General features: G+C 62.4%; 21 protein-coding genes and 1 pseudogene. 9 read left to right on the top strand and 13 right to left on the bottom strand.

Annotated elements, in window-relative coordinates:
• Window positions 1-47 precede the first annotated feature (47 nt).
• Both V3W40_RS08475 and V3W40_RS08470 read left to right on the top strand, forming a co-directional pair.
• Entirely contained in the window at window positions 48-1,268 is a 1,221-nt protein-coding gene (locus V3W40_RS08475) for a putative DNA modification/repair radical SAM protein (RefSeq protein ID WP_027606175.1), read from the top strand.
• Window positions 1,265-2,098 (top strand): TIGR03915 family putative DNA repair protein, encoded by an 834-nt coding sequence (locus V3W40_RS08470; protein ID WP_330214834.1) that lies wholly within the window; start codon window positions 1,265-1,267, stop codon window positions 2,096-2,098. The genes V3W40_RS08475 and V3W40_RS08470 overlap by 4 nt, the downstream gene beginning before the upstream one ends.
• A gap of 52 nt (window positions 2,099-2,150) precedes the next feature.
• On the opposite strand, the gene V3W40_RS08465 is transcribed toward V3W40_RS08470, so the two are convergent.
• The 7 genes from V3W40_RS08465 to ctlX form a co-directional block, all read right to left on the bottom strand.
• Window positions 2,151-2,648: an Lrp/AsnC family transcriptional regulator gene (locus V3W40_RS08465; protein WP_053138651.1), complete on the bottom strand. Its 498-nt coding sequence runs from the start codon at window positions 2,646-2,648 to the stop codon at window positions 2,151-2,153.
• 5 nt (window positions 2,649-2,653) lie between these two features.
• Window positions 2,654-3,484: an ABC transporter ATP-binding protein gene (locus V3W40_RS08460; RefSeq protein WP_330214833.1), complete on the bottom strand. Its 831-nt coding sequence runs from the start codon at window positions 3,482-3,484 to the stop codon at window positions 2,654-2,656.
• 3 nt (window positions 3,485-3,487) lie between these two features.
• Window positions 3,488-4,201, bottom strand: coding sequence for an ABC transporter permease (locus V3W40_RS08455; RefSeq protein ID WP_065923793.1), 714 nt, complete (start codon window positions 4,199-4,201; stop codon window positions 3,488-3,490).
• Window positions 4,198-4,899, bottom strand: coding sequence for an ABC transporter permease (locus tag V3W40_RS08450; protein WP_027606180.1), 702 nt, complete (start codon window positions 4,897-4,899; stop codon window positions 4,198-4,200). Before V3W40_RS08450 ends, V3W40_RS08455 begins: the two co-directional genes overlap by 4 nt.
• 137 nt (window positions 4,900-5,036) lie before the next feature.
• Window positions 5,037-5,816, bottom strand: a complete 780-nt coding sequence (locus tag V3W40_RS08445; RefSeq protein WP_065923794.1) for an ABC transporter substrate-binding protein — start codon at window positions 5,814-5,816, stop codon at window positions 5,037-5,039.
• 257 nt (window positions 5,817-6,073) lie between these two features.
• Window positions 6,074-7,120: an ornithine cyclodeaminase gene (locus tag V3W40_RS08440; RefSeq protein ID WP_330214832.1), complete on the bottom strand. Its 1,047-nt coding sequence runs from the start codon at window positions 7,118-7,120 to the stop codon at window positions 6,074-6,076.
• Between the two features lie 11 nt (window positions 7,121-7,131).
• Window positions 7,132-8,058 (bottom strand): citrulline utilization hydrolase CtlX, encoded by a 927-nt coding sequence (gene ctlX / locus V3W40_RS08435; protein ID WP_065948429.1) that lies wholly within the window; start codon window positions 8,056-8,058, stop codon window positions 7,132-7,134.
• Between the two features lie 288 nt (window positions 8,059-8,346).
• Here ctlX and V3W40_RS08430 point away from each other — a divergent pair, with 288 nt between their 5' ends.
• Window positions 8,347-9,240: a GNAT family acetyltransferase gene (locus tag V3W40_RS08430; RefSeq protein WP_330214831.1), complete on the top strand. Its 894-nt coding sequence runs from the start codon at window positions 8,347-8,349 to the stop codon at window positions 9,238-9,240.
• Between the two features lie 62 nt (window positions 9,241-9,302).
• On the opposite strand, the gene V3W40_RS08425 is transcribed toward V3W40_RS08430, so the two are convergent.
• Entirely contained in the window at window positions 9,303-10,322 is a 1,020-nt protein-coding gene (locus V3W40_RS08425; protein ID WP_065940198.1) for a branched-chain amino acid aminotransferase, read from the bottom strand.
• 103 nt (window positions 10,323-10,425) lie between these two features.
• On the opposite strand from V3W40_RS08425, the pseudogene V3W40_RS08420 reads away from it, so the two are divergent.
• Window positions 10,426-10,512 (top strand): annotated as a pseudogene (locus tag V3W40_RS08420) (outer membrane lipoprotein carrier protein LolA); the annotation flags it as partial.
• A gap of 12 nt (window positions 10,513-10,524) precedes the next feature.
• On the opposite strand, the gene lpdA reads toward V3W40_RS08420, so the two are convergent.
• From lpdA to V3W40_RS08400, 4 genes are read right to left on the bottom strand one after another with little or no spacing between them, the layout of a single operon-like run.
• The gene (lpdA, locus tag V3W40_RS08415; RefSeq protein ID WP_065948427.1) at window positions 10,525-11,904 is read right to left on the bottom strand and encodes a dihydrolipoyl dehydrogenase; all 1,380 of its coding nucleotides are present in this window, start codon (window positions 11,902-11,904) and stop codon (window positions 10,525-10,527) included.
• 4 nt (window positions 11,905-11,908) lie between these two features.
• Complete coding sequence (locus tag V3W40_RS08410) at window positions 11,909-13,165, bottom strand: dihydrolipoamide acetyltransferase family protein (protein ID WP_330214830.1); 1,257 nt, start codon at window positions 13,163-13,165, stop codon at window positions 11,909-11,911.
• The gene (locus tag V3W40_RS08405) at window positions 13,166-14,224 is read right to left on the bottom strand and encodes an alpha-ketoacid dehydrogenase subunit beta (RefSeq protein ID WP_330214829.1); all 1,059 of its coding nucleotides are present in this window, start codon (window positions 14,222-14,224) and stop codon (window positions 13,166-13,168) included. It abuts the gene before it with no gap.
• A gap of 1 nt (window position 14,225) precedes the next feature.
• The gene (locus tag V3W40_RS08400) at window positions 14,226-15,461 is read right to left on the bottom strand and encodes a 3-methyl-2-oxobutanoate dehydrogenase (2-methylpropanoyl-transferring) subunit alpha (protein WP_065923800.1); all 1,236 of its coding nucleotides are present in this window, start codon (window positions 15,459-15,461) and stop codon (window positions 14,226-14,228) included.
• A 195-nt stretch (window positions 15,462-15,656) separates the two neighbouring features.
• Between V3W40_RS08400 and V3W40_RS08395 the strand changes: the two genes are divergently transcribed.
• Both V3W40_RS08395 and V3W40_RS08390 read left to right on the top strand, forming a co-directional pair.
• Window positions 15,657-16,139, top strand: a complete 483-nt coding sequence (locus V3W40_RS08395) for an Lrp/AsnC family transcriptional regulator (RefSeq protein ID WP_027606189.1) — start codon at window positions 15,657-15,659, stop codon at window positions 16,137-16,139.
• 178 nt (window positions 16,140-16,317) lie between these two features.
• Window positions 16,318-17,943 carry a methyl-accepting chemotaxis protein gene (locus V3W40_RS08390; protein WP_043293589.1) on the top strand — a complete coding sequence of 542 codons (1,626 nt, stop codon included), beginning with the start codon at window positions 16,318-16,320 and terminating at the stop codon, window positions 17,941-17,943.
• A 58-nt stretch (window positions 17,944-18,001) separates the two neighbouring features.
• On the opposite strand, the gene V3W40_RS08385 is transcribed toward V3W40_RS08390, so the two are convergent.
• Entirely contained in the window at window positions 18,002-18,865 is an 864-nt protein-coding gene (locus tag V3W40_RS08385) for an MBL fold metallo-hydrolase (RefSeq protein WP_065948423.1), read from the bottom strand.
• Between the two features lie 94 nt (window positions 18,866-18,959).
• Between V3W40_RS08385 and V3W40_RS08380 the strand changes: the two genes are divergently transcribed.
• From V3W40_RS08380 to V3W40_RS08370, 3 genes are read left to right on the top strand one after another with little or no spacing between them, the layout of a single operon-like run.
• On the top strand, window positions 18,960-19,295 hold the full coding sequence (locus V3W40_RS08380; RefSeq protein ID WP_017527038.1) for an ArsR/SmtB family transcription factor: 336 nt from the start codon (window positions 18,960-18,962) through the stop codon (window positions 19,293-19,295).
• Between the two features lie 51 nt (window positions 19,296-19,346).
• Complete coding sequence (locus V3W40_RS08375; protein WP_330214828.1) at window positions 19,347-20,591, top strand: NAD(P)/FAD-dependent oxidoreductase; 1,245 nt, start codon at window positions 19,347-19,349, stop codon at window positions 20,589-20,591.
• A complete protein-coding gene (locus V3W40_RS08370; protein ID WP_330214827.1) occupies window positions 20,592-21,398 on the top strand; it encodes a sulfite exporter TauE/SafE family protein in 807 nt (268 codons plus the stop codon). It abuts the gene before it with no gap.
• Window positions 21,399-21,474 lie beyond the last annotated feature (76 nt).

The raw sequence follows: 21,474 nt of genomic DNA, 5'->3' as shown, positions 1-21,474 counted from the left end.
GGGGGGCCGGCTGATACTGTACAAAAAACCAGTATCGGTAAGCCCCCATGCAGTTGATCGAAAAACTCAGCATCCTCGCCGATGCCGCCAAGTACGACGCCTCCTGCGCCAGCAGCGGCGCGCCCAAGCGCAGCTCGGAAGGCAAGGCGGGGCTGGGCTCCACCGATGGCATGGGCATCTGCCACAGCTACACGCCGGACGGTCGCTGCGTATCCTTGCTCAAGGTGTTGCTCACCAACTTCTGTCTCTACGACTGCCAATACTGCGTCAACCGCCGCTCCAGCGACGTGCCCCGTGCACGCTTCAGCCCGGAGGAGGTGGTCACCCTGACCCTGGATTTCTACAAGCGCAACTGCGTCAGCGGGCTGTTCCTCAGCTCCGGCATCATTCGTTCGGCCGACTACACCATGGAGCAGTTGGTGCGGGTGGCCAAACTGCTGCGCGAAGAGCATGACTTTCGCGGTTACATCCACCTCAAGACCATCCCCGAAGCCGACCCGGCGCTGATTGCCGAGGCCGGGCGCTATGCCGACCGCCTCAGCGTGAATATCGAACTGCCCACCGATGCCAGCCTGCAAACCCTGGCGCCGGAAAAACAGATCGTCTCGATCAAGCAGGCCATGCAGACCATCTACACCGGCGAGCAGACGGTCCTGAACGAACCCCGCGCACCGCGTTTCGCCCCGGCCGGGCAGAGCACCCAGATGATCGTCGGCGCCGACGAGACCGACGACAGCACCATCCTCCACAGTGCCGAGGCGCTGTATGGCAACTTCAAGCTGCGCCGCGTGTATTACTCGGCCTTCAGCCCCATCCCCAACAGCCCGAAAAGCGTGCCACTGGCCGCGCCGCCGTTGATGCGCGAGCATCGCTTGTACCAGGCGGATTTCCTGCTGCGCAGCTACGGCTTCAGTGCCAACGAACTGTTCGAAGGCCCCGGCCACCTGGCCCTGGACATCGACCCCAAGCTGGCCTGGGCCCTGGAGCACCGCGAGGTATTCCCCCTGGACCTGAATCGCGCCGAGCCGACCTTGATCGCCCGCATCCCAGGGATCGGCCTGCGCACCACCCAGCGCCTGGTGGACCTGCGCCGCGAACGCAAGATCCGCTTTGAAGACCTGGCGCGCATGCGCTGTGTGCTGGCCAAGGCCAAGCCGTTTTTCATCACCAGTGACTACCACCCGCAACAGGCGGACAGCACCAGCGTGCTGCTGCGCGAGCAACTGCGCGACCGCCCGCAGCCGCAGCAGATGGGGTTGTGGGGATGATCAGCCTGGAATGCGACAACCTTTTCAGCACCTGGCGCGAACAGGCGCGCTGGCTGCTCAGCCATCAGGTCGACCCCAGCCAGGTCAGCTGGGGCGAGATGCAGGCGGCGGATCTGTTTGCGACCGATGAGCCGATCCCCGCAGGCTTGGGGCCGTTCCAGGCGCGCATTCCCAAGGCGCTGCTGGAGTTGCTGGAGTCGGCCGCCTGCTACCACGGCGACCAGCGTTGGAGCCTGTTGTACGAAGTGCTCTGGCGCGTCAGCCATGGCGACCGCACCGCGATGCTGGCGGGGGATAAACTCGGCACTGAGCTGCAGCGGCGCATCAAGCAGGTCAGCCGCGAGGCCCATCATCTGCATGCGTTTGTGCGCTTTATCGCCTTGCCGGCAGGGGCAGGGCCCGAGTTGCCGGAGTACGTGGCCTGGCATGAGCCGGCCCATGACATTCTCAAGAGCGCCAGCCAGCATTTTGTCGGGCGCATGGGGCGCCATCGCTGGATGATCGCCACGCCGTTGGATGGGGTTTATTACGATGGCGAACAGTTGATTCATCAACGCCAATGCCCTGAGGCCTGGCAGCAGCTGGCGCAGAATGTCGAGGATCCCCACAGTGCAATGTGGCTGACGTACTACAGCCACATTTTCAACCCGGCGCGGTTGAACCCCAAGGTGATGGAGGGGCACTTGCCGAGCCGGTTCTGGAAGAATCTGCCCGAGGGCAGGTTGATCCCGGGGTTGATCAGCGAGGCACGTACGGGGAAGCAGAAGGATGGGCAGGCGAAGATGATTGGTACCAAGCTCGGCAAGCGTATTTCAAGCGGGCGCGGTTAAAAATCTGGGAGGGGCAAACCCCTCCCACATTGGATTTCCAGTGTTTGAGGATCTAGGCCAGTTCGATGGCGGTATTTTTCACCACCGCCAACTCCGGATGTGCCACCAACTTATCGATGTGCAACTCATCATTGTTCAGCCAGATCTCCGATACCACCCGGTAGTGCTCCATGTCCCGGCAGCGCATGCGCAGGCTGTAGTCGAACGGCCCGCTGATCAGCTGGCATTCGAACACCTGGGGGCACGCCTTCATACAGGCTTCGAAGGCCTTTTGCGCCGAGCGCCCGCTCTGGTTGGACAAGGCCACCAGCACCAGCAGCGACAGTCCGGGCGAGACCATCTGTACATCGATGATCGCGCCGTACCCGCGAATCACCCCGCGTCGCTCCAGCTTGCGCACCCGCTCCAGGCAGGGCCTGGGGGTGAGGTGCACCAGTGACGAGAGCTTTTCATAGGTGATACGCCCCTGGTGGCGCAGCACTTCGATGATCGCCTCATCGATGCGATCCAGCGCAGGGGAGGTATGGGGTCCGTTGGCCTTGGTATCCATGGGTTTCACTTCAAACGGTTGGAAAGAAATTGCTGCAAGCGCTCGCTGTTGGGGTGGTCGAGGATCTCGGCGCCGCCTTGTTCCTCGACTCGGCCCTGATGCAGGAACAGCACTTGGCTGGACACCTGGCGGGCAAAGCCCATTTCGTGGGTGACCATCAGCATGGTACGACCTTCCTCAGCCAACGTCTGTATGACTTTGAGGACTTCTCCTACAAGTTCGGGGTCGAGGGCGGAGGTGGGTTCATCGAACAGAATGATTTCCGGCTCCATCGCCAGGGCCCGCGCGATGGCCACGCGCTGTTGCTGGCCGCCGGACAGGAACGCCGGGTACTGATCGGCCACGCGGCCCGGCAGGCCGACCTTGTCGAGGTACGTGCGCGCGCGTTTTTCCGCTTCGGCGGCACTTACCCCCAGCACCCGGCGCGGGGCTATGGTGATGTTTTCCAGCACGGTCATGTGGCTCCACAGGTTGAAGTGCTGGAACACCATGGCCAGGCGCGTACGCAGGTTCTGCAATTGTTCCTGGTGCGGAGCACGGGCGCCGGCGCGGCCCTGGCGCATTTCGATGCTGATGCCGTCCAGGGTGATGACGCCGGCGTCCGGCTGTTCGAGAAAATTGATGCAGCGCAGCATCGTGCTTTTGCCCGAGCCGCTGGCGCCGATCAGGCTGATCACGTCGCCATTGCGGGCGTTGAGGGACACGCCCTTGAGCACTTCGTGTTCGCCGTAGCGTTTATGGATGCCTTCGACCTGCAGCTTGACGGCAGCAGTTGCCGCCTGGGTAACGGGTACATCGACAGGATAAGTGGCCAGGGCCTGCGCGGACTGATTCATGGGTTAGCCTCGGGTAGGAACAAGAAAACGCATCCAGCGACGTTCGGCCAGTCGGAACAGGCCCACCAGTGCAAAGGACAGCAGCATGTAGAGCAGGGCGGCGATGCCGAAGGCCTGGAACGTCAGGAACGTCTCGGCATTGGCATCGCGCGCCACCTTGAGGATGTCGGCGACGGTGGCGGTAAACGCCAGCGACGTGGCGTGCAGCATCAGGATCATTTCATTGCTGTAGGCCGGCAGCGCGCGGCGCAGTGCGGCAGGCACCACCACAAACAGGTTGAGGCGCCAGCCGTGCAGGCCATAGGCGCGGGCCGCTTCGAGTTCGCCGTGGGGAATGTTGCGGATCGCCCCGGCGAAGATTTCCACGGTGTAGGCGCAGGTGTTGAGCACAAAGGCCAGGAGGGTGCAGTTGAGGGCATTGCGGAAAAACTGGTTGAGCAGGGCGTTGTCCTGCACCACCTCCAGGCTGTACAGCCCGGTGTAGCAGATCAACAGTTGGATATACAACGGCGTGCCGCGGAACAGGTAGGTGTAGACCTCCACCGGCCAGCGCAGCCAGAAGTGTTCCGACACGCGGGCCAGCGCCAGGGGGATCGAGAGGAAAAAACCCAGCACCACCGAGATAATGAACAGCCACAAGGTCATGGCAACGCCGGACAACCCGGTGCCATCGCTGAACAGGTAGGCCAGGCCGTATTGCTGGAACAGTTCGATCATCGCGCCATCCCCTTGATGCCGAGGTTGTAGCGCCGTTCGAGGCGCTTGAAGATGCGGTTGGAGAGGGTGGTGATCACCAGGTACACCAGGCCCGCGAGGATCAGGAAGTACAACGGCTCGTTGGTGGTCTTGCCGGCGTTCTGCGCGGCCTTGACCAGGTCCGACAGGCCGATGATCGACACCAGCGCCGTGGACTTGAGCAGCACCAGCCAGTTATTGCCCAGGCCCGGCAGGGCAAAGCGCATCAGCTGCGGGAACAGCACCAGGTGAAAACGCTGCCAGCGGCTCAGGCCGTAGGCGGTGGCGGCTTCGAGTTGGCCGACCGGCACACTGAGGATCGCGCCACGGAAGTTCTCGGTGAAATACGCGCCGTAGATAAACCCCAGGGTGATGACCCCGGCGGTAAACGGGTCGATTTCAAAGTAGTCCCAGCCGAACACTTCGCTCAGGTCGTTGAGCCACAGTTGCAGGCTGTAGAAAATCAGCAGGATCAGCACCAGGTCCGGCACGCTGCGGATCAGCGTGGTGTACAGCGTGGCCGGCACCCGCAGCCATTGGGCGCTGGAAAGTTTGGCGCCGGCGGCGATCAGGCCCAGGGCGAGGCTCAGGGCCAGCGCCAGGAGCGCCAGCTTGACCGTCATCCAGGCACCCTGGGCGAGCATCGGACCGTAGCCTTGCAGGTTGAGGAGTTCGTTCATGGGGAGATCTCTAAAGGGCGCAGACATACCCCTGTGGGAGGGGGCTTGCTCCCGATGAGGGCGTGCCAGTCGACACCTGTATTGACTGACCCACCGCTATCGGGAGCAAGCCCCTTCCCACAAGGGATTGTGTTGGCTTATTCGTTGTAGATGTCTTGATCGCCGAAGTATTTCTTCTGGATCTGTGCGTAGGTGCCATCGGCCTGGACGGCGGCGATGCCCTTGTTGATCAGCGCACGCAAGTCCTGGTCGTTCTTGCGCAGGCCCATGGCGATGTCCAGGGGCAGGGTCGGGTCCTTGAAGGCCGGGCCGGTCTTGAAGTCGGCGCCTTCAGGCTTGGACAGGAAGTTGAGCTGGGCTTCGAGCTTGTCGGTCAGGGTAGCGTCGAGACGGCCGTTCTGCAGGTCGGCGTAGTTCTGTTCCTGGGACTGGTACGCCTTGATCTGCGCGCCCAGCCTGGCCAGGTGTGCACGGGCATAAGCTTCCTGCAACGAACCTTGCAGCACGCCGACCTGTTTGCCTTTCAACGATTCCGGGGTGCCGCCGAAGTCGGCGTTTTTGCGCGTGATCACCGACGTGGGGCTGAGGAACAGGCGGTCGGTGAAGTCGATGACTTTCTCGCGCGCCGGGGTTACAGCCATGGACGACATGATCGCGTCGAACTTGCGCGCGCGCAGGGCCGGGATCATGCCGTCGAATTCGTTGTGCACCCAGGTGCATTTGACCTCGAGCTTGGCGCAGATCGCGTTGCCCAACTCGATATCGAAGCCTTGCAGGCTGCCGTCGGCGGCCACGGATTCAAACGGGGGGTACTCGGGGAATACGCCGAAGCGGATTTCTTTCCAATCCTGGGCGTGGGCGGCGCTGGCGCACAGTGGCAACAGCAACGCAGCGAAGAGTGATCGCAGTGGAGTCATGTGTCGGTCCCTATATTTTGTAATTGATGTCAGGGCAGTAAAAAGGGGGCAGCGGGCATTCATTCTGTGACGCTTTGGTCGGGCTCAGAATGCTTCATGATGGTGCGTTTTTTGTGTCGTTTACCCCGTGCTCAAAGCGCAAATTGCGCTGTTAAAACACGCAATGCAGCGGAATCGGCTGTAGCACCCTATGAATCGGCTTTTCAGTCCTGGAAATCCGGCCTGCCCTTGGCGCAAAGGGGCAGGCCAGAGCGGTCTCAGGCGCGCTTTTTGTGCTGTGCACGAGGCTGTTGGGCCAGGCGTGCGAACAAGTCCTTGGGGTCGGCCAGGTCCGGCACCAGTTCCAGTTCGCTGCCGACATCCAGGGCCTTGGCCACGTCCAGCACATAGCGCAGGGCCGAGTAGTCTTCGATGGCAAAGCCCACCGAGTCGAACAGGGTGACCTGGCGCTCATGCTCGCGGCCGGCGACTTGGCCGTTGATGACCTGCCACAACTCGGTCACCGGCGAGTCTTCCGGCATGTGCTGGATTTCACCTTCGATGCGGCTTTGCGGTTCGTACTCGACGATCACACGGGCGCGCTCGACGATGCGGCGGTCCAGTTCGGTCTTGCCCGGGCAGTCGCCGCCCACGGCGTTGAGGTGCATGCCGGGCTCGATCATGTCGTCGGTGAGGATGGTCGCGTAGGCCTTGTCGGCGGTGACGGTGGTGACGATGTCCGCGCCTTTGACCGCTTCGGCCACGCTGCCGGCCAGGATCACCTTGATTGCCGGGAACGCTTTGAGGTTGGCTGCCAGCTTGGCGGTGGCCTTGGCGTCGATGTCGAACAGGCGGATCTCGTTGATGCCGAGCATGGCGTGGAAGGCCAGGGCCTGGAATTCGCTCTGGGAGCCGTTGCCGATCAACGCCATGCTGCGGCTGTTGGCGCGGGCCAGGTAGCGGGCCACCAGGGCCGACGTGGCGGCGGTACGAATGGCAGTGGTCAGGGTCATTTCCGCCAGCTGCACCGGTTTGCCGGTGTCGACGTCACCGAGGGCACCAAAGGCCATTACGGTGAGCATGCCGGCCAAGGTGTTCTTCGGGTGGCCGTTGACGTACTTGAAGGCGTACAGCGAGGCGTCGGACACCGGCATCAACTCGATCACGCCATCCGGCGAGTGGTTGGCCAGGCGTGCGCATTTCTCAAAGTCCTGCCAGCGCAGGTAGTCGGCGCGGATGTACTCGGCCATCTCGGTGATGCAGGTGTGCAGGCCTTTTTGCGAAACCAGATAGCTGAGGTCGTTGACGTCGATATAGCGGGTCATGGCAAGACTCCTTATTGAAATGAGGGACGGGCGGGCAGATGCACTTCTGCCAGCATGCAGCGGGCACTGCCGCCGCCGATGCGTTCGATGTTGTCGATGTTCACCACCACCGGCCGGGTGTGGCGCTCCACATGCCGGCGCTGGGCCGGTTGCAGCGCGCCCCAGGCACTGGCAGACATCACCAGCAGCGGCTGGCCGTCGCGGTCGTGGACTTCGAGCATGTTGCCGGCGAAGGCTTCGAGCTGGTCGAAGTCGAGGCCGAGGATGTCTTTGCCGGTGTCGCGCAGCGAGCGTTCCAGGGCCTGGCGTTCGTCGGCGTCGGGCAGCGCTTGCAGGCACACCACCGAGAGGTCGCGGCCGACGCTCATCATCACGTTGCTGTGGTAGATCGGTGCGTGGTGGCGGTCGACGGCGTGGAAGACGCAGAGCCGGTAGTCGAGGCGTTCGGCAAACTGGCGCAGCGCGTCGTGGTGGGTGCGCCCGGAGTGACAGGCGTAGCTGATGCGGTGCTGGCGGTCGAGCACCATGCTGCCGGTGCCTTCGAGGAAGATGTTCTGTTGTTCGAGGTGGCTGAGGTCGATGGTGTCCTTGATCGCAAAGCGCTGCTCCAGCACTTGCAGCACGCCTTTGTTACGTTCCAGTCGGCGGTTCTGGCCTTCCATCGGGTACAGCACCAGGCTGCCGTCGGCGTGGCTGCTCCACCAGTTGTTGGGGAAGATCGAGTCGGGTGTGTGGGGCGCCGGAGTGTCTTGCACCACCAGCACTTCCACGCCGTGCCGGCGCAGGGTGTCGACATAGCCGTCGAACTCTTCCAGCGCTTTCTGCTGTGCACTGAGCGGGTCGAGGGGTGGGCGTTGGAAACGGTTGTTGATCGCGGTATCCGGGTTGAAGGCAAAGCGCGCCGGGCGAATCATCAGGACGGTGTTGGTGGTTTGCATGGGTGCACGAATCCATGGGGTTGAGCAGTGGGGCTATTTTGTTCGCTGTGGCAGGGGAATCCCGGCTGAAACCAAGGGGCGGCTCAGCCGGGAAAGCTGAAAAGGGGGGTGAGGCAGCCGAATCGGCGGTGGGAGCTGGAGCGCGGTCAAAATGTGGGAGGGTGGCTTGCCCCCGATTGCGGTATATCAGTCACTCAATCCATCAACTGGCACACCGCCATCGGGAGCAAGCCCCCTCCTACATTGGTACAGTGGCCACTGTAATAACGCCGTCAGCCAGGAGGAATCATGTCTACCGTCGTACGTCTTGCCCAATCCGACGATGCCGAAGGGATCAGCCTGGTCATCCTGGCGGCCTTGCACAGCAGCAATGCGCGGGACTATCCGGCGGATGTGATTGCCCGGGTGGCCAGCAACTTCACCCCGGACGCGGTGCTCGACCTGCTCAAGCGCCGTGTGGTGCTGGTGGCGGTCCAGGACCGGGTGATCGTCGCCACGGCGGCCCTGGATGCCAATGTGGTGCGTTCGGTGTTCGTCAACCCGACGCTGCAAGGGCAGGGCATTGGCCGGTTGCTGATGATTGAAATCGAACTGCGGGCGCGGGAAGCGGGGGTGACGACGCTGAGTGTGCCGTCCTCGCTGACCGCCGAGCCGTTCTACACCAAGCTGGGTTTTCACACGGTACGTGACGTCTACCACGGCAATGAGCGCACGTTGGTGATGGAGAAAGCGCTGTTGTCGCGCCATCCCATCGGTCCGTATCGCGACCGCCAGCACCGTGGGCAAGTGGTGGCGTTATGGCAGGAGGCGTTTGGGTATGACACGGCGCATAACCTGCCGACCCTGACGATCGATAAGAAACTGGCGGTCAATGACGGGCTGTTTTTTGTGGCGACGGACAAAAAGACTGTTATCGGGACGGTGCTTGCCGGCTACGACGGTCATCGCGGCTGGTTGTACTCGGTGGCCGTGCACCCGGGCTATCGGCGTCATGGCCTCGGTTCCTCGCTGGTGCGGCATGCGGAACAGGTACTGACGGCCCTGGGCTGCATGAAGATCAACCTGCAGATCACCGGTGGCAATGAGGCGGTGGTGGGGTTCTATGAGGCGCTGGGGTATGGGGTGGAGCCGAGGATCAGCATGGGCAAGAAGATTGACGAGAATATCCCGAAAGAATCTTGAATACACCGGAGAGCAAATGTGGGAGGGGGCCCCCTCCCACAGGGTTTTGCGGTGTTACTGGCTTAGACTTTTACGATCCAACCCGCTGGCGCTTCGACGTCGCCGGTCTGCACGCCGGTCAGCTCTTTGTAGAGCTTCTGGGTGATCGGGCCGACTTCGGTCTCGCTGTGGAACACATGCAACTGGCCGTTGTACTGGATACCGCCGATCGGCGAGATCACTGCCGCAGTCCCGCAGGCACCGGCTTCCTTGAACTGATCCAGCTTGTCGATAAATACCTCGCCTTCGACCACTTCCAGGCCCAGGCGGGTCTGGGCCAGTTCGATCAGCGACAGGCGGGTGATGCCTGGCAGCACCGAAGGTGACTTCGGTGTGATGAACTGGTTGTCGTGGGTGATCCCGAAGAAGTTGGCCGAGCCGACCTCTTCGATTTTCGAGTGGGTCATCGGGTCCAGGTAGATCGCATCGGCGAAACCGGATTTCTTCGCTTCCGAGCCCGGCATCAGGCTGGCGGCGTAGTTGCCACCGACCTTGGCGGCACCGGTGCCCTGTGGCGCGGCGCGGTCAAAGGTGGAGATCTGGAAGTTGTGGGGCACCAGGCCGCCCTTGAAGTAGGCGCCGACCGGGATGCAGAACACCGAGAAGATGAACTCCGGCGCGGTGCGCACGCCGATGTTGTCACCGGTGCCGATCACGAACGGGCGCAGGTACAGCGCGCCGCCGCTGCCGTACGGCGGGATGAATCGCTCGTTGGCCTTGACCACTTGCTTGCACGCGTCGATGAACGCGTCGGTCGGGACGTGCGGCATCAGCAGGCGGGCGCAGCTGCGCTGCATGCGCGCGGCGTTCTGGTCCGGGCGGAACAGGTTGATCGAGCCGTCCTTGCAGCGGTAGGCCTTGAGGCCTTCGAAGCACTGTTGGCCGTAGTGCAGGGCGGTAGAGCCCTCGCTGATGTGCAGCACGTTGTCGTCGGTCAGGGTGCCGGTTTGCCATTCGCCGTTTTTCCAGACCTGGAGAAACCGCTTGTCGGTCTTGATGTAGTCAAAACCCAGCTTGTCCCAATTGATGCTTTCGTTACCCATGACACCCTCTATCTTTGGTCAAGTCGGTTTTTTTCTGAATGGGCGCAACAATACTTCATTCGCAGGCCCGTTCGCATCCCCCGCGTCCCTTGTAGGAGCGAGCTTGCTCGCGAAAATCGTCAACGATAACGCGTCAAACCAGAATGAACGCGGCGCCCTCAGGTTCTTCGCGAGCAAGCTCGCTCCTACAGGGGGTGTTTATTTACAGGTGCAACGCGTGGCCCAGCGCACGCAACGCCGCTTCCTGCACCGCCTCGCCGAGCGTCGGATGGGCGTGGATGGTGCCGGCCACGTCTTCCAGGCGCGCGCCCATTTCCAGGCTCAGGCCGAAGGCGGTGGACAGCTCGGACACGCCGGCGCCGACTGCTTGCCAGCCAACAATCAGGTGATTGTCCCGTCGCGCCACCACCCGCACGAAGCCGGTTTTCGACTCGAGGGTCATCGCGCGGCCGTTGGCGGCAAACGGGAAGCTCGACACGATGCAGTCCAGGCCGGCGGCCTTGGCTTCATCGGGCGTCTTGCCGACCACCACCAGTTCCGGGTCGGTGAAGCACACCGCCGGGATCGCCGCCGGGTTGAATTCGCGGTGTTGACCGCTGATCAGTTCGGCAACCATTTCACCCTGGGCCATCGCTCGGTGGGCGAGCATCGGCTCGCCGCTCAGGTCGCCGATGGCATACACATTGCGCATGCTGGTCTGGCAGCGGCTGTCGATCCTGATCGCCGCGCCGTTCATCTCCAGGTTCAGCGCCTCAAGGTTCCAACCCTGGGTGTTGGGTTTGCGACCAACGGCCACCAACACCTGGTCCGTCGCCAGCGACAACGTGTCGCCATTCGGATCGCGCACTTGCAGGCTGTTGTGCTCGAAACCCGTCACGCTGTGCTTGAGGTACAGCTTCACGCCCAACTGCTTGAGCGATTCGTGCACCGGTTGCGTCAGCTCGGCGTCGTAGGCCGGCAGGATACGATCCTGAGCTTCGACCACACTCACGTCGGCGCCGAGCTTGCGATACGCAATCCCCAGCTCCAGGCCGATGTAGCCTCCGCCCACCACAATCAGGCGCTTGGGCAGGCGGGTTGGCGCCAGGGCTTCGGTGGAGGAGATGATCGGCCCGCCGATCGGCAGCATCGGCAGGTTGACGCTTTTCGATCCGGTGGCCAGCAACAGGTGTTCGCACTGGATGCGCTGGTCGCCGACGTCGACGGTCTTGCCGTCTACCACCTTGGCCCAGCCATGGATCACCTGCACTTTGTGCTTTTTAAGCAGCGCAGCGACACCGGTGGTCAGGCGGTCGACGATGCCGTCTTTCCATTCCACGCTTTTGCGGATGTCCAGGGTCGGCACATCCACCTCGATTCCCAACCGGGAACCCTGGCTGTGGTGCACGGTTTGCTGGAACTGCTCGGCCACGTGAATCAAGGCCTTGGACGGAATGCAGCCGATGTTCAGGCAGGTGCCGCCCAACGCCTGGCCTTCCACCAGGATGGTCGGGATGCCCAGCTGGCCGGCACGAATGGCGGCCACATAACCGCCAGGGCCGCCGCCGATAATCAGCAGCGTGGTATGCAATGTCTGGGTCATGCCCTTACTCCAGGAACAGGCTGGCGGGTTGTTCGAGCAGGCCGCGAATGGCCTGGATGAATTGCGCCGCGTCCATGCCATCGACCACGCGGTGATCGAAGGAGCTGGAGAGGTTCATCATCTTGCGGATCACGATCTGGCCCTTGATCACCATCGGCCGCTCAACGATGCGGTTGACGCCGACAATGGCCACCTCCGGCAGGTTCAGCACCGGGGTGCTGACGATACCGCCCAAGGCGCCCAGGCTGGTCAAGGTAATGGTCGAGCCCGACAGCTCATCGCGACTGGCCTTGCCGTTGCGCGCGGCGCTGGCCAGACGCGCGATTTCCTCGGCGTTGCCCCACAGGCTGCGGGCTTCGGCGTGACGCACCACCGGCACCATCAGGCCCATGTCGCTCTGGGTGGCGACGCCCACATGCACCGCGCCGAGGCGGGTGATGACCTGGGCTTCGTCGTCGTAACGCGCGTTGATCTGCGGGAACTCCCGCAGCGCCACGACCATGGCGCGCACGATAAACGGCAGCAACGTCAGCTTGCCGCGCGTGGCGCCGTGCTTCTCGTTGAGGTGCACGCGCAGCTCGTCGAGGGCGGTGACGTCGATCTCTTCCACATAGCTGAAATGCGCGGCGCGCCGGGTGGCGTCCTGCATGCGCTGGGCGATCTTGCGGCGCATGCCGATCACCGGGATCTGTTCTTCGTCGTTGCGTTCGGCGTAAGGATTGGCGGCCGTCGAAGGCTTTGAAGCCCCTTGTTGCAGGTAGGCCTCGAGGTCTTCGTGCAGGATCCGCCCGGCGGGGCCGGAGCCCTGTACCAGACGCAGTTGAATCCCGGCATCCAGCGCATGCTTGCGCACGGCGGGAGAGGCCAGGGGGCGTTCGTCGGCATCGCGGGCCACGGGGGCCTGTGCGGCTGCCACCGGTGCAGGCTTGTTTTCGACCACCGGTGCCGGCTTGGCCTCGAAAACGGCAGCCGCTTTCACCGGCTCCGCCGCCACCGGCACGTCTTTGGCGTTACCCGCACCTTCCACTTCAATGCTGATCAGAATACTGCCCACCGCCATGACTTCACCCGGCTCGCCGCCGAGGGCAATCACCTTGCCATGGACCGGCGAGGGAATGTCCACCATCGCCTTGTCGGTCATCACATCCGCCAGCACCTGGTCTTCGACGACCATGTCGCCGACCTTCACATGCCACTGCGACAATTCAACTTCCGCGATGCCTTCGCCAATGTCCGGCATCTTGATAACGTGCGTGCCCATTCAGACCTCCATGACCCGTTTCAACGCCGCGCCCACTCGGGACGGGCCTGGGAAATACGCCCACTCCTGCGCGTGCGGGTAGGGGGTGTCCCAACCGGTGACGCGTTCGATCGGCGCTTCCAGGTGGTGGAAGCAATGCTCCTGCACCAGCGCCACCAACTCGGCACCAAAGCCGCAGGTGCGGGTGGCTTCGTGCACCACCACGCAACGGCCGGTCTTCTTCACGGATTTGACGATGGTGTCCAGGTCCAGCGGCCACAGGCTGCGCAGGTCGATGACTTCGGCGTCGATGCCGGTTTCTTCGGCGGCGACCTGCGACACATACACAGTGGTGCCGTAGGTCAGCACAGTGACAGCCGAGCCAGCGCGCACGATGGCGGCCACGTCCAGCGGCACCGTGTAGTAACCGTCCGGCACCTGGGCTTGCGGGTGTTTCGACCACGGTGTTACCGGGCGGTCGTGGTGGCCGTCGAACGGGCCGTTGTACAGGCGCTTGGGCTCAAGGAAGATCACCGGGTCATCGTTCTCGATGGAGGCAATCAGCAGACCCTTGGCGTCATAGGGGTTGGACGGCATCACCGTACGCAGGCCACAGACCTGGGTGAACACCGCTTCGATGCTCTGGCTGTGGGTCTGGCCGCCGTAGATGCCGCCGCCGCAGGGCATGCGCATGGTCAAGGGCGCGGTGAACTGGCCGGCCGAGCGATAACGCAGGCGCGCGGCTTCGGAGATGATCTGGTCGGTGGCGGGGTAGACGTAGTCGGCGAACTGGATCTCGGCGACCGGGCGCAGGCCATAGGCACCCATGCCCACGGCCACGCCGATGATGCCGCTTTCGGAGATCGGTGCGTCGAACACCCGCGAGCTGCCGTATTTGGTCTGCAAGCCTTCGGTGCAGCGGAATACACCGCCGAAGTAACCGACGTCCTGGCCGAACACCACCACGTTGTCATCACGTTCAAGCATCACATCCATGGCCGAGCGCAGGGCCTGGATCATGGTCATGGTGGTGGTGGTCATGGCGGTTTCCAATTCGATGCTGTTGTTGTGATCGTTCATGTCAGATCCCCAACTCCTGACGCTGGCGCTTCAAGTGCTCCGGCATCTCTTTATAGACGTCTTCGAACATGGTCGCGGCGCTTGGGATCTGGCCACCGGCCAGGGTGCCGTACTGTTCGGCCTGTTTCTGCGCGGCGATCACCTCGGCTTCCAGTTCGGCACTGACCGCCGCGTGCTCCTCTTCGGACCACTGGCCAATCCTGATCAGGTGCTGCTTGAGGCGGGCAATCGGGTCGCCCAGCGGGAAGTGGCTCCAGTCGTCGGCGGGGCGGTATTTGGACGGATCGTCCGAGGTGGAGTGCGGACCGGCACGGTAGGTGACCCATTCGATCAGGGTGGGGCCGAGGTTGCGGCGCGCACGCTCGGCGGCCCAGGCGGAGGCGGCGTACACCGCGATAAAGTCGTTGCCGTCCACGCGCAGGGAGGCGATGCCGCAGCCGACGCCGCGTCCGGCGAAGGTGGTGGCTTCACCACCGGCGATGGCCTGGAAGGTGGAGATGGCCCACTGGTTGTTGACCACGTTGAGAATCACCGGGGCGCGGTACACGTGGGCGAAGGTGAGGGCGGTGTGGAAGTCGGATTCGGCGGTGGCGCCGTCGCCGATCCAGGCCGAGGCGATCTTGGTATCGCCCTTGATCGCCGAGGCCATGCCCCAGCCCACACCCTGTACGAATTGGGTGGCGAGGTTGCCGGAGATGGTGAAGAAGCCTGCATCCTTGACCGAGTACATGATCGGCAACTGGCGGCCCTTGAGCGGGTCGCGCTCGTTGGACAGCAACTGGCAGATCAGGTCCACCAGCGGCACGTCGCGGGCCATCAGGATGCTTTGCTGGCGGTAGGTGGGGAAGCACATGTCGTCGATGTTCAAGGCCAGGGCCTGGGCGCTGCCGATGGCTTCTTCGCCAAGGCTTTGCATGTAGAACGACATTTTTTTCTGACGCTGGGCGACCACCATGCGGTTGTCGAAGATCCGCGTCTTGAGCATGGCGCGCATGCCTTTGCGCAGGACTTCAACGGGAACCCCTTCGGCCCATGGCCCCAAGGCCTGGCCCTGGTCGTCGAGCACGCGGATCAGGCCCTTGGCCAGGTCGGCGGTGTCGGCGGGTTCTACGTCGATGGCGGGTTTGCGCACGGTGCCTGCGTCGGTCAGGCGCAGGTAGGTAAAGTCGGTCTTGCAGCCTGGGCGGCCCGAGGGTTCGGGAACGTGCAGGCGCAGTGGGGCATACGGCTGATTCATGGCTTTCTACGCTCGATCTTGTGAATTTCTTGTAGTGGGCGCGCTAGCTGACAGTCAGTCTCCGGGTAAGAGAAATCTTGTCCTACAACAATCATAGGCGTGGCGTAGAAGAATATTTATCTGTGTTTTATTGCGCCCGCGATCATTTGCGGATAAAAAACCTGCATAAACATAATAAACAGGTGATTTTGTCTCATGCGCAAACTGGACCGTACCGATATCGGCATTCTCAACGCCCTGCAGGAGAATGCGCGGATTACCAACGCCGACCTGGCCCGCTCGGTCAACCTGTCGCCCACACCCTGTTTCAACCGGGTCAAGGCGATGGAGGAACTGGGCCTGATTCGCGAGCAAGTCACCCTGCTCGACGCCGATTTGCTGGGGCTGCACGTCAACGTGTTTATCCATGTGAGCCTGGAAAAGCAGAACGAGCTGGCGTTGCAGCAGTTCGAAGGCGCGATTTCCGACCGGCCCGAGGTGATGGAGTGCTACTTGATGGCCGGCGACCCGGACTATTTGATCCGGGTGTTGGTGCCGACGATCCAGTCGCTGGAGCGTTTCATGATGGACTTTCTGACCAAGGTGCCGGGTGTCGCCAACATCCGCTCGAGCTTTGCCCTCAAGCAAGTGCGCTACAAGACGGCGCTGCCATTGCCGCCGGGTGGATTAATGGTTTGATCTCAATAGGGGGCTGCACCGCTGATCCTGATAGTTAGCCAAGTAATAATCAGGGCGGGCTTTTTATTTTTGGTTAATGAAAAATTGCATCAGCGGTCACGTATTTTTCACACGCATTTCAACACATTGGCCTCCATCAGGCCGTGAAGTTCGCGGCCCAGGAAAGGGGTAAGCCGCGATGTCCATGAGAGCCTTGAAGTTGAACTTCCGTACCACACTGTGTTTTGGCCTGGTGTGCCTTTTGCTGCTGATACAAGGCGCAATGACCCTGATAAAAGTCGATAAGGTCTATTCGTCGACGGTTGAAATCGAAACTAACTGGCTCCCCAGTATTCGTTTGGCGGGTGAAATAGATTCGGCGTTTTATAAACTTCGTCTCGATCTACGTCGTTATGCCATGGATATCAGCCGCCAGGATCCGGCCTCCCTGGAAAAACTCAAGGCGACCCGTACGGAAGCCCTCGATGTTGCCGAACGCTATGGGCCGTTAGTCTCAGGCCCCGAAGAGCAAGCCAAGTACAACGAAGCATTAGCCAGCATCAAGAACTACAGCCAGAAGATGGACGAATTTCTTGCGCAAGCCTCCACCCTGTCCGCTGAACAGATGTCGACCTACCTGCGCGAAGTCAACGGGCCGATTGCCCTGGATGTGCAGCGTTCCATCAGCGAGTTGATCGCGTTGAATGAACGGGGCTCCAAGGCGGCGGTGCAGGTGGCTTCCAGCGAATATGACGCGGCGCGTCTGTTCACCTGGATATTGATGGCCGCCTCCTTGCTGATCACCGTCGTGGTAGCAAGCCTGTTTACTCGCAGCATCATTACTCCGGTGCGTGAATTGCTGGTATCGACCGGCAAGATCGCCGACGGCGATCTGCGCGTGGCGATTGCCATCAATGGCAATGACGAGTTGACCGCGTTGCAACGGTCCACGGCGTCCATGCAAATGAACCTGAAAAGTACCTTGCAGCACATCTCCGAGGCGTCCGGGCAATTGGCGGCGGCGGCGGAGGAGATGAGCGCCATCACCCGCGAGTCCAGTGCCGGTATTGAACGCCAAAGCATGGAAACCGATCAGGCCGCCACGGCGGTTAACCAAATGACGGCAGCAGTTGAAGAAGTGGCGCGCAATGCGGTGTCAGCGTCCCAGTCCACCCAGGACTCCCAACGCTCGGCCAAAGTGGGCCAGGAGCGTGTGACGCAAACCATCGCCTCCATCGAGAAACTCAGCGCCACGGTGCAGCAGACCGGCGTCGAAGTCGAAGGGCTGGCCAGGCAGGCCCAGGATATTGCCCGGGTGGTTGAAGTGATCCGCTCGATTGCCGAGCAAACCAACCTGCTGGCCTTGAACGCCGCCATTGAAGCCGCCAGGGCAGGGGAGCAGGGCCGGGGCTTTGCGGTGGTGGCCGACGAGGTGCGGGCCCTGGCCCACAGAACGCAGACCTCGACCCAGGAAATCGAGCAGATGATCGCGAAAATCCAGACGTGCTCCAGCGAAGCGGTGTCTTCCATGGCCCTCAACCGCAACGAAGCGGTGGACTCCTTGAAGATTGCCCATGAAGCGGGCCTGGCGATTACTCAGATCACCGAAGCCATTACCGATATCAATGACCGCAACCTGTTGATCGCCACGGCCTCCGAGGAACAGGCCCACGTGGCCCGTTCGGTGGACCAGAACCTGATCAGCATCCGTGATCTTTCCATCCAGAGTTCTTCGGCGGCCGGCCAGACCTCGATCGCCAGCCAGGAACTGTCGAGGCTGGCGGTGGACCTCAAGCAGATCGTGTCGAAATTTGCCGTAGCCTGATCGCACCTGCGCAGCACCCCCGGAGCATGGAATGGCATGGACGCCAGGCAGGACGGCTTTAGAGCTGGTTCAACGGAATCTTCAAGTACACCACCCCGTTCTCCTCCGCTGGCGGCATATGACCGGCCCGCACATTCACCTGGATCGCCGGCAACAACAGCGTGGGCATCCCCAGCCCGGCATCGCGCTGGGTGCGCATCGCCACGAACGCCGCTTCATCCACTCCGTCATGCACATGGATATTGCCCGCGCGCTGCTCCGCCACAGTGGTCAGGCATTTGGCCTCGCGGCCTTCGGGCGGGTAGTCGTGGCACACGTACAGTTGGGTATCGGGGGCAAAGGCCAAGAGCTTGCGCATCGACGCATACAGCTGGCGCGCATCGCCGCCGGGGAAGTCGCAGCGGGCGGTGCCGACATCGGGCATGAACAGGGTGTCGCCCACCAGGATCAAGCGGTCGTCGATCAGGTAGGCCATGTCCGCCGGGGTATGCCCGGGCACGTGCAGGGCCTGGGCCTTGATGGTGCCGATGTGGAAGATTTCATCCGGCGCGAACAGGTGGTCGAACTGCGAGCCATCGACGCGAAACTCCGGCTCCAGGTTGAAAAGATGCTTGAACACGTCCTGCACCTTGCTGATGCTTTGGCCGATGGCGATCTTGCCGCCCAGGGTGCGGCGCAGGTACGGCGCGGCCGACAGGTGGTCGGCATGGGCGTGGGTTTCCAGCAGCCATTGCACCTGCAAGCCGTGCTCACGCACAAAGGCAATGACCTTGTCGGCCTGAACGGTGTCGGTGCGCCCGGAGGCCGGGTCGTAGTTGAGCACCGAATCGACGATGGCACACGGGCCGCCGTGCGTTTCATAGACGACGTAGGTGTAGGTCGACGACGCCTCGTCCAGAAAGGAATGAATCAACGCTGACATGACGGCTGCCCCTGATGTTGAAAAAAGTGATTACAATCACTTTACATTTACACATAATGTTTTGAGCTTAAGTGACGCAAAGGACCCGAGGCAAATGGAATCTACTCTGAGTGAAGGCGAAGTCGCCCAATTGCGCGCGTCGGCGTCCAAGGCCTGTGCCTTGCTCAAGGCCCTGGCCAATGAGGATCGTTTGTTGATCCTGTGCCAGTTGACCCAGGGCGAGCGCAACGTCGGCGAGCTGGAAACCATGACCGGCGTACGCCAGCCAACGCTGTCACAGCAGTTGGGCATCCTGCGTGACGAAGGGCTGGTCGCCACCCGTCGCGAAGGTAAGTACATCTTCTACGGGCTGGCCAGCCATGAAGTGATCCAAGTGATGAAGACACTGTCCGGTCTTTACTGCGGCGCGGTGATAAAAAGCTGGGCGTGACGCCATACGGCAGCGACCCTTGTGTGCATTGACGATAAAAGGCAATAGACCATGACCGACCAACACTGGGGGCCAACCATCAGTGGCGATATCGTCGTCATCGGCGGCGGTTCGGCAGGCATCGGCCTGCTGGCCAGCCTGCTCAAGCGCGACCCCGACCTCAACATCACCCTTATCGAACCCAGCGATCATCACTGCTACCAGCCGGCCTGGACCCTGGTCGGCGGCGGCGCCTACGACCTGGAAAAGACCCGGCGTCCCCTGGCCGACGTGCTGCCCAATGGCGTCACCTGGGTGCAGGCTGCCGTTACCGAGTTGCTGCCGGATGAGCACACCCTGGTGCTCGACAGCGGCCAGCGGGTGACCTGGAACCACCTGATCGTCTGCCCCGGCCTGCGCCTGGCCTGGGAGAAAGTCGAGGGCCTGGAAGACACGTTGGGCCGCAACGGGGTCACGTCCAACTACAGCTATGAGCACGCCGCGTATACCTGGCAGCTGGTGCAGCAGTTGAAGCGCGGCAAGGCGATCTTTACCCAGCCGGCCATGCCGATCAAATGCGCGGGTGCGCCGCAAAAGGCCATGTACCTGTCCTGCGATCACTGGCTCAGGCACGGCGACCTCAAGCACATCGACGTCGAATTCAATCTGGCCGGCGCGGCGCTGTTCGGCGTGGCGACCTTTGTGCCGCCGTTGATGAAGTACGTGGAGAAATACCATGCGCGCCTGGCGTTCAACGCCAATCTGGTCAAGGTCGATGGCCCGGCGCGCAAGGCCTGGTTCGAGGTGAAGGACGCCGAGGGCAACGTCACGCTGGAGGAAAAAACCTTTGACCTGCTGCACGTGGTGCCGCCGCAAGTCGCGCCGGATTTCATCCGCTACAGCCCGTTGGCCAACGCTGCCGGCTGGTGCGAGGTAAACCCCCACAGCCTGCAACACCTGCGCTACCCGCACATCTTCGGCCTGGGCGATGTGTGCTGCACCCCCAACGCCAAGACCGCCGCCGCCGTGCGCAAGCAAATCGTGGTGGTCGCCGAAAACCTGCTCGCCCTGCGCAAACAGGCGCCGCTGCCGCTCAAGTACGACGGCTACGGTTCGTGCCCGCTGACGGTGGAGAAGGGCAAGGTGGTGCTGGCCGAGTTCGGCTACGGCGGCAAGCTGCTGCCGACCTTTCCCCTCGACCCGACCCGGGCACGCCGTTCGATGTGGTTTCTCAAGGCCACCTGGCTGCCTTGGTTCTACTGGAACGGCATGCTCAAGGGCCGCGAGTGGCTGACCCGTCTGAGCAAGGTGGACTGAATGCTGCTGGCGAGCGTTTTAGGCGTGTTGATGGGCCTGGTCATGGGCCTGACCGGCGCGGGCGGCGGCATCCTCGGGGTGCCGGCGCTGGTGCTGGGGCTGGGCTTGACGATGACCCAGGCCGCGCCGGTGTCGTTGCTGGCGGTGGGGGCGGCAGCGGCCGTCGGGGCGATTGACGGGTTACGTCACGGCCTGGTGCGTTACCGCGCCGCGCTGTTGATCGCGTTGCTCGGCGCGCTGTTTTCGCCGCTGGGGGTGTTTCTCGCCCACCAGTTGCCGGAGCCGGTGCTGATGGGCCTGTTCAGTGCGCTGATGGTGCTGGTGGCCTGGCGCATGTTGCAGCGCGAAAAGCTTGAGGCCGGGCCGAGTGACCATGGCGCGGCGTCCTGGGGCCAGAAGAACTGCATGCTCAACCAGCAGACCGGGCGCCTGGCCTGGACCGCCAAATGCAGCGCCACCCTGGCCGCACTGGGCGCGGTGACGGGGGCAGTCTCGGGGTTACTCGGGGTGGGCGGCGGCTTTTTGATCGTGCCGGCGTTCAAGCAACTCACCGACGTGCAGATGCGCGGCATCGTCGCCACGTCGCTGATGGTGATCAGCCTGATTTCGCTGATCGGCGTGGCCGGCGCGTTCCATGCCGGGGTGCGCATCGAACCCGTGGGCTGGGTGTTTATCGCGGCGAGTATCGTCGGCATGCTGATCGGCCGGCGCCTGTGCTCGGTGATTGCCGCACGCACCTTGCAGGTGGGGTTTGCCAGCCTGTGTGTAGTGGTTGCAGCTGGAATGCTTGTGAACGCTTTGCTGTGAATTTGAAATGCAGTCCAACATTTGAATCTCCCTTGTTTTTGAGCGATTCATCCCATCGCATCCCCCCACCCAGTAC

Source organism: Pseudomonas sp. AM8 (assembly GCF_036346475.1).
Taxonomy (GTDB): domain Bacteria; phylum Pseudomonadota; class Gammaproteobacteria; order Pseudomonadales; family Pseudomonadaceae; genus Aquipseudomonas; species Aquipseudomonas marginalis.
This window is presented reverse-complemented; position numbering and strand designations above follow the sequence as displayed.

Excerpts from the sequence above, each read along its gene's own strand:
- V3W40_RS08465 (WP_053138651.1), bottom strand. The coding sequence starts at position 2,648 with ATGGATACCAAGGCCAACGGACCCCATACCTCCCCTGCGCTGGATCGC.
- V3W40_RS08375 (WP_330214828.1), top strand. The coding sequence starts at position 19,347 with ATGACCGACCAACACTGGGGGCCAACCATCAGTGGCGATATCGTCGTC.
- V3W40_RS08460 (WP_330214833.1), bottom strand. The coding sequence starts at position 3,484 with ATGAATCAGTCCGCGCAGGCCCTGGCCACTTATCCTGTCGATGTACCC.
- V3W40_RS08395 (WP_027606189.1), top strand. The coding sequence starts at position 15,657 with ATGCGCAAACTGGACCGTACCGATATCGGCATTCTCAACGCCCTGCAG.
- V3W40_RS08405 (WP_330214829.1), bottom strand. The coding sequence starts at position 14,224 with ATGAACGATCACAACAACAGCATCGAATTGGAAACCGCCATGACCACC.
- V3W40_RS08450 (WP_027606180.1), bottom strand. The coding sequence starts at position 4,899 with ATGAACGAACTCCTCAACCTGCAAGGCTACGGTCCGATGCTCGCCCAG.
- V3W40_RS08380 (WP_017527038.1), top strand. The coding sequence starts at position 18,960 with ATGGAATCTACTCTGAGTGAAGGCGAAGTCGCCCAATTGCGCGCGTCG.
- lpdA (WP_065948427.1), bottom strand. The coding sequence starts at position 11,904 with ATGACCCAGACATTGCATACCACGCTGCTGATTATCGGCGGCGGCCCT.
- V3W40_RS08400 (WP_065923800.1), bottom strand. The coding sequence starts at position 15,461 with ATGAATCAGCCGTATGCCCCACTGCGCCTGCACGTTCCCGAACCCTCG.
- V3W40_RS08390 (WP_043293589.1), top strand. The coding sequence starts at position 16,318 with ATGTCCATGAGAGCCTTGAAGTTGAACTTCCGTACCACACTGTGTTTT.
- ctlX (WP_065948429.1), bottom strand. The coding sequence starts at position 8,058 with ATGCAAACCACCAACACCGTCCTGATGATTCGCCCGGCGCGCTTTGCC.
- V3W40_RS08455 (WP_065923793.1), bottom strand. The coding sequence starts at position 4,201 with ATGATCGAACTGTTCCAGCAATACGGCCTGGCCTACCTGTTCAGCGAT.
- V3W40_RS08475 (WP_027606175.1), top strand. The coding sequence starts at position 48 with ATGCAGTTGATCGAAAAACTCAGCATCCTCGCCGATGCCGCCAAGTAC.
- V3W40_RS08410 (WP_330214830.1), bottom strand. The coding sequence starts at position 13,165 with ATGGGCACGCACGTTATCAAGATGCCGGACATTGGCGAAGGCATCGCG.
- V3W40_RS08425 (WP_065940198.1), bottom strand. The coding sequence starts at position 10,322 with ATGGGTAACGAAAGCATCAATTGGGACAAGCTGGGTTTTGACTACATC.
- V3W40_RS08370 (WP_330214827.1), top strand. The coding sequence starts at position 20,592 with ATGCTGCTGGCGAGCGTTTTAGGCGTGTTGATGGGCCTGGTCATGGGC.
- V3W40_RS08430 (WP_330214831.1), top strand. The coding sequence starts at position 8,347 with ATGTCTACCGTCGTACGTCTTGCCCAATCCGACGATGCCGAAGGGATC.
- V3W40_RS08440 (WP_330214832.1), bottom strand. The coding sequence starts at position 7,120 with ATGACCCGCTATATCGACGTCAACGACCTCAGCTATCTGGTTTCGCAA.
- V3W40_RS08445 (WP_065923794.1), bottom strand. The coding sequence starts at position 5,816 with ATGACTCCACTGCGATCACTCTTCGCTGCGTTGCTGTTGCCACTGTGC.
- V3W40_RS08385 (WP_065948423.1), bottom strand. The coding sequence starts at position 18,865 with ATGTCAGCGTTGATTCATTCCTTTCTGGACGAGGCGTCGTCGACCTAC.
- V3W40_RS08470 (WP_330214834.1), top strand. The coding sequence starts at position 1,265 with ATGATCAGCCTGGAATGCGACAACCTTTTCAGCACCTGGCGCGAACAG.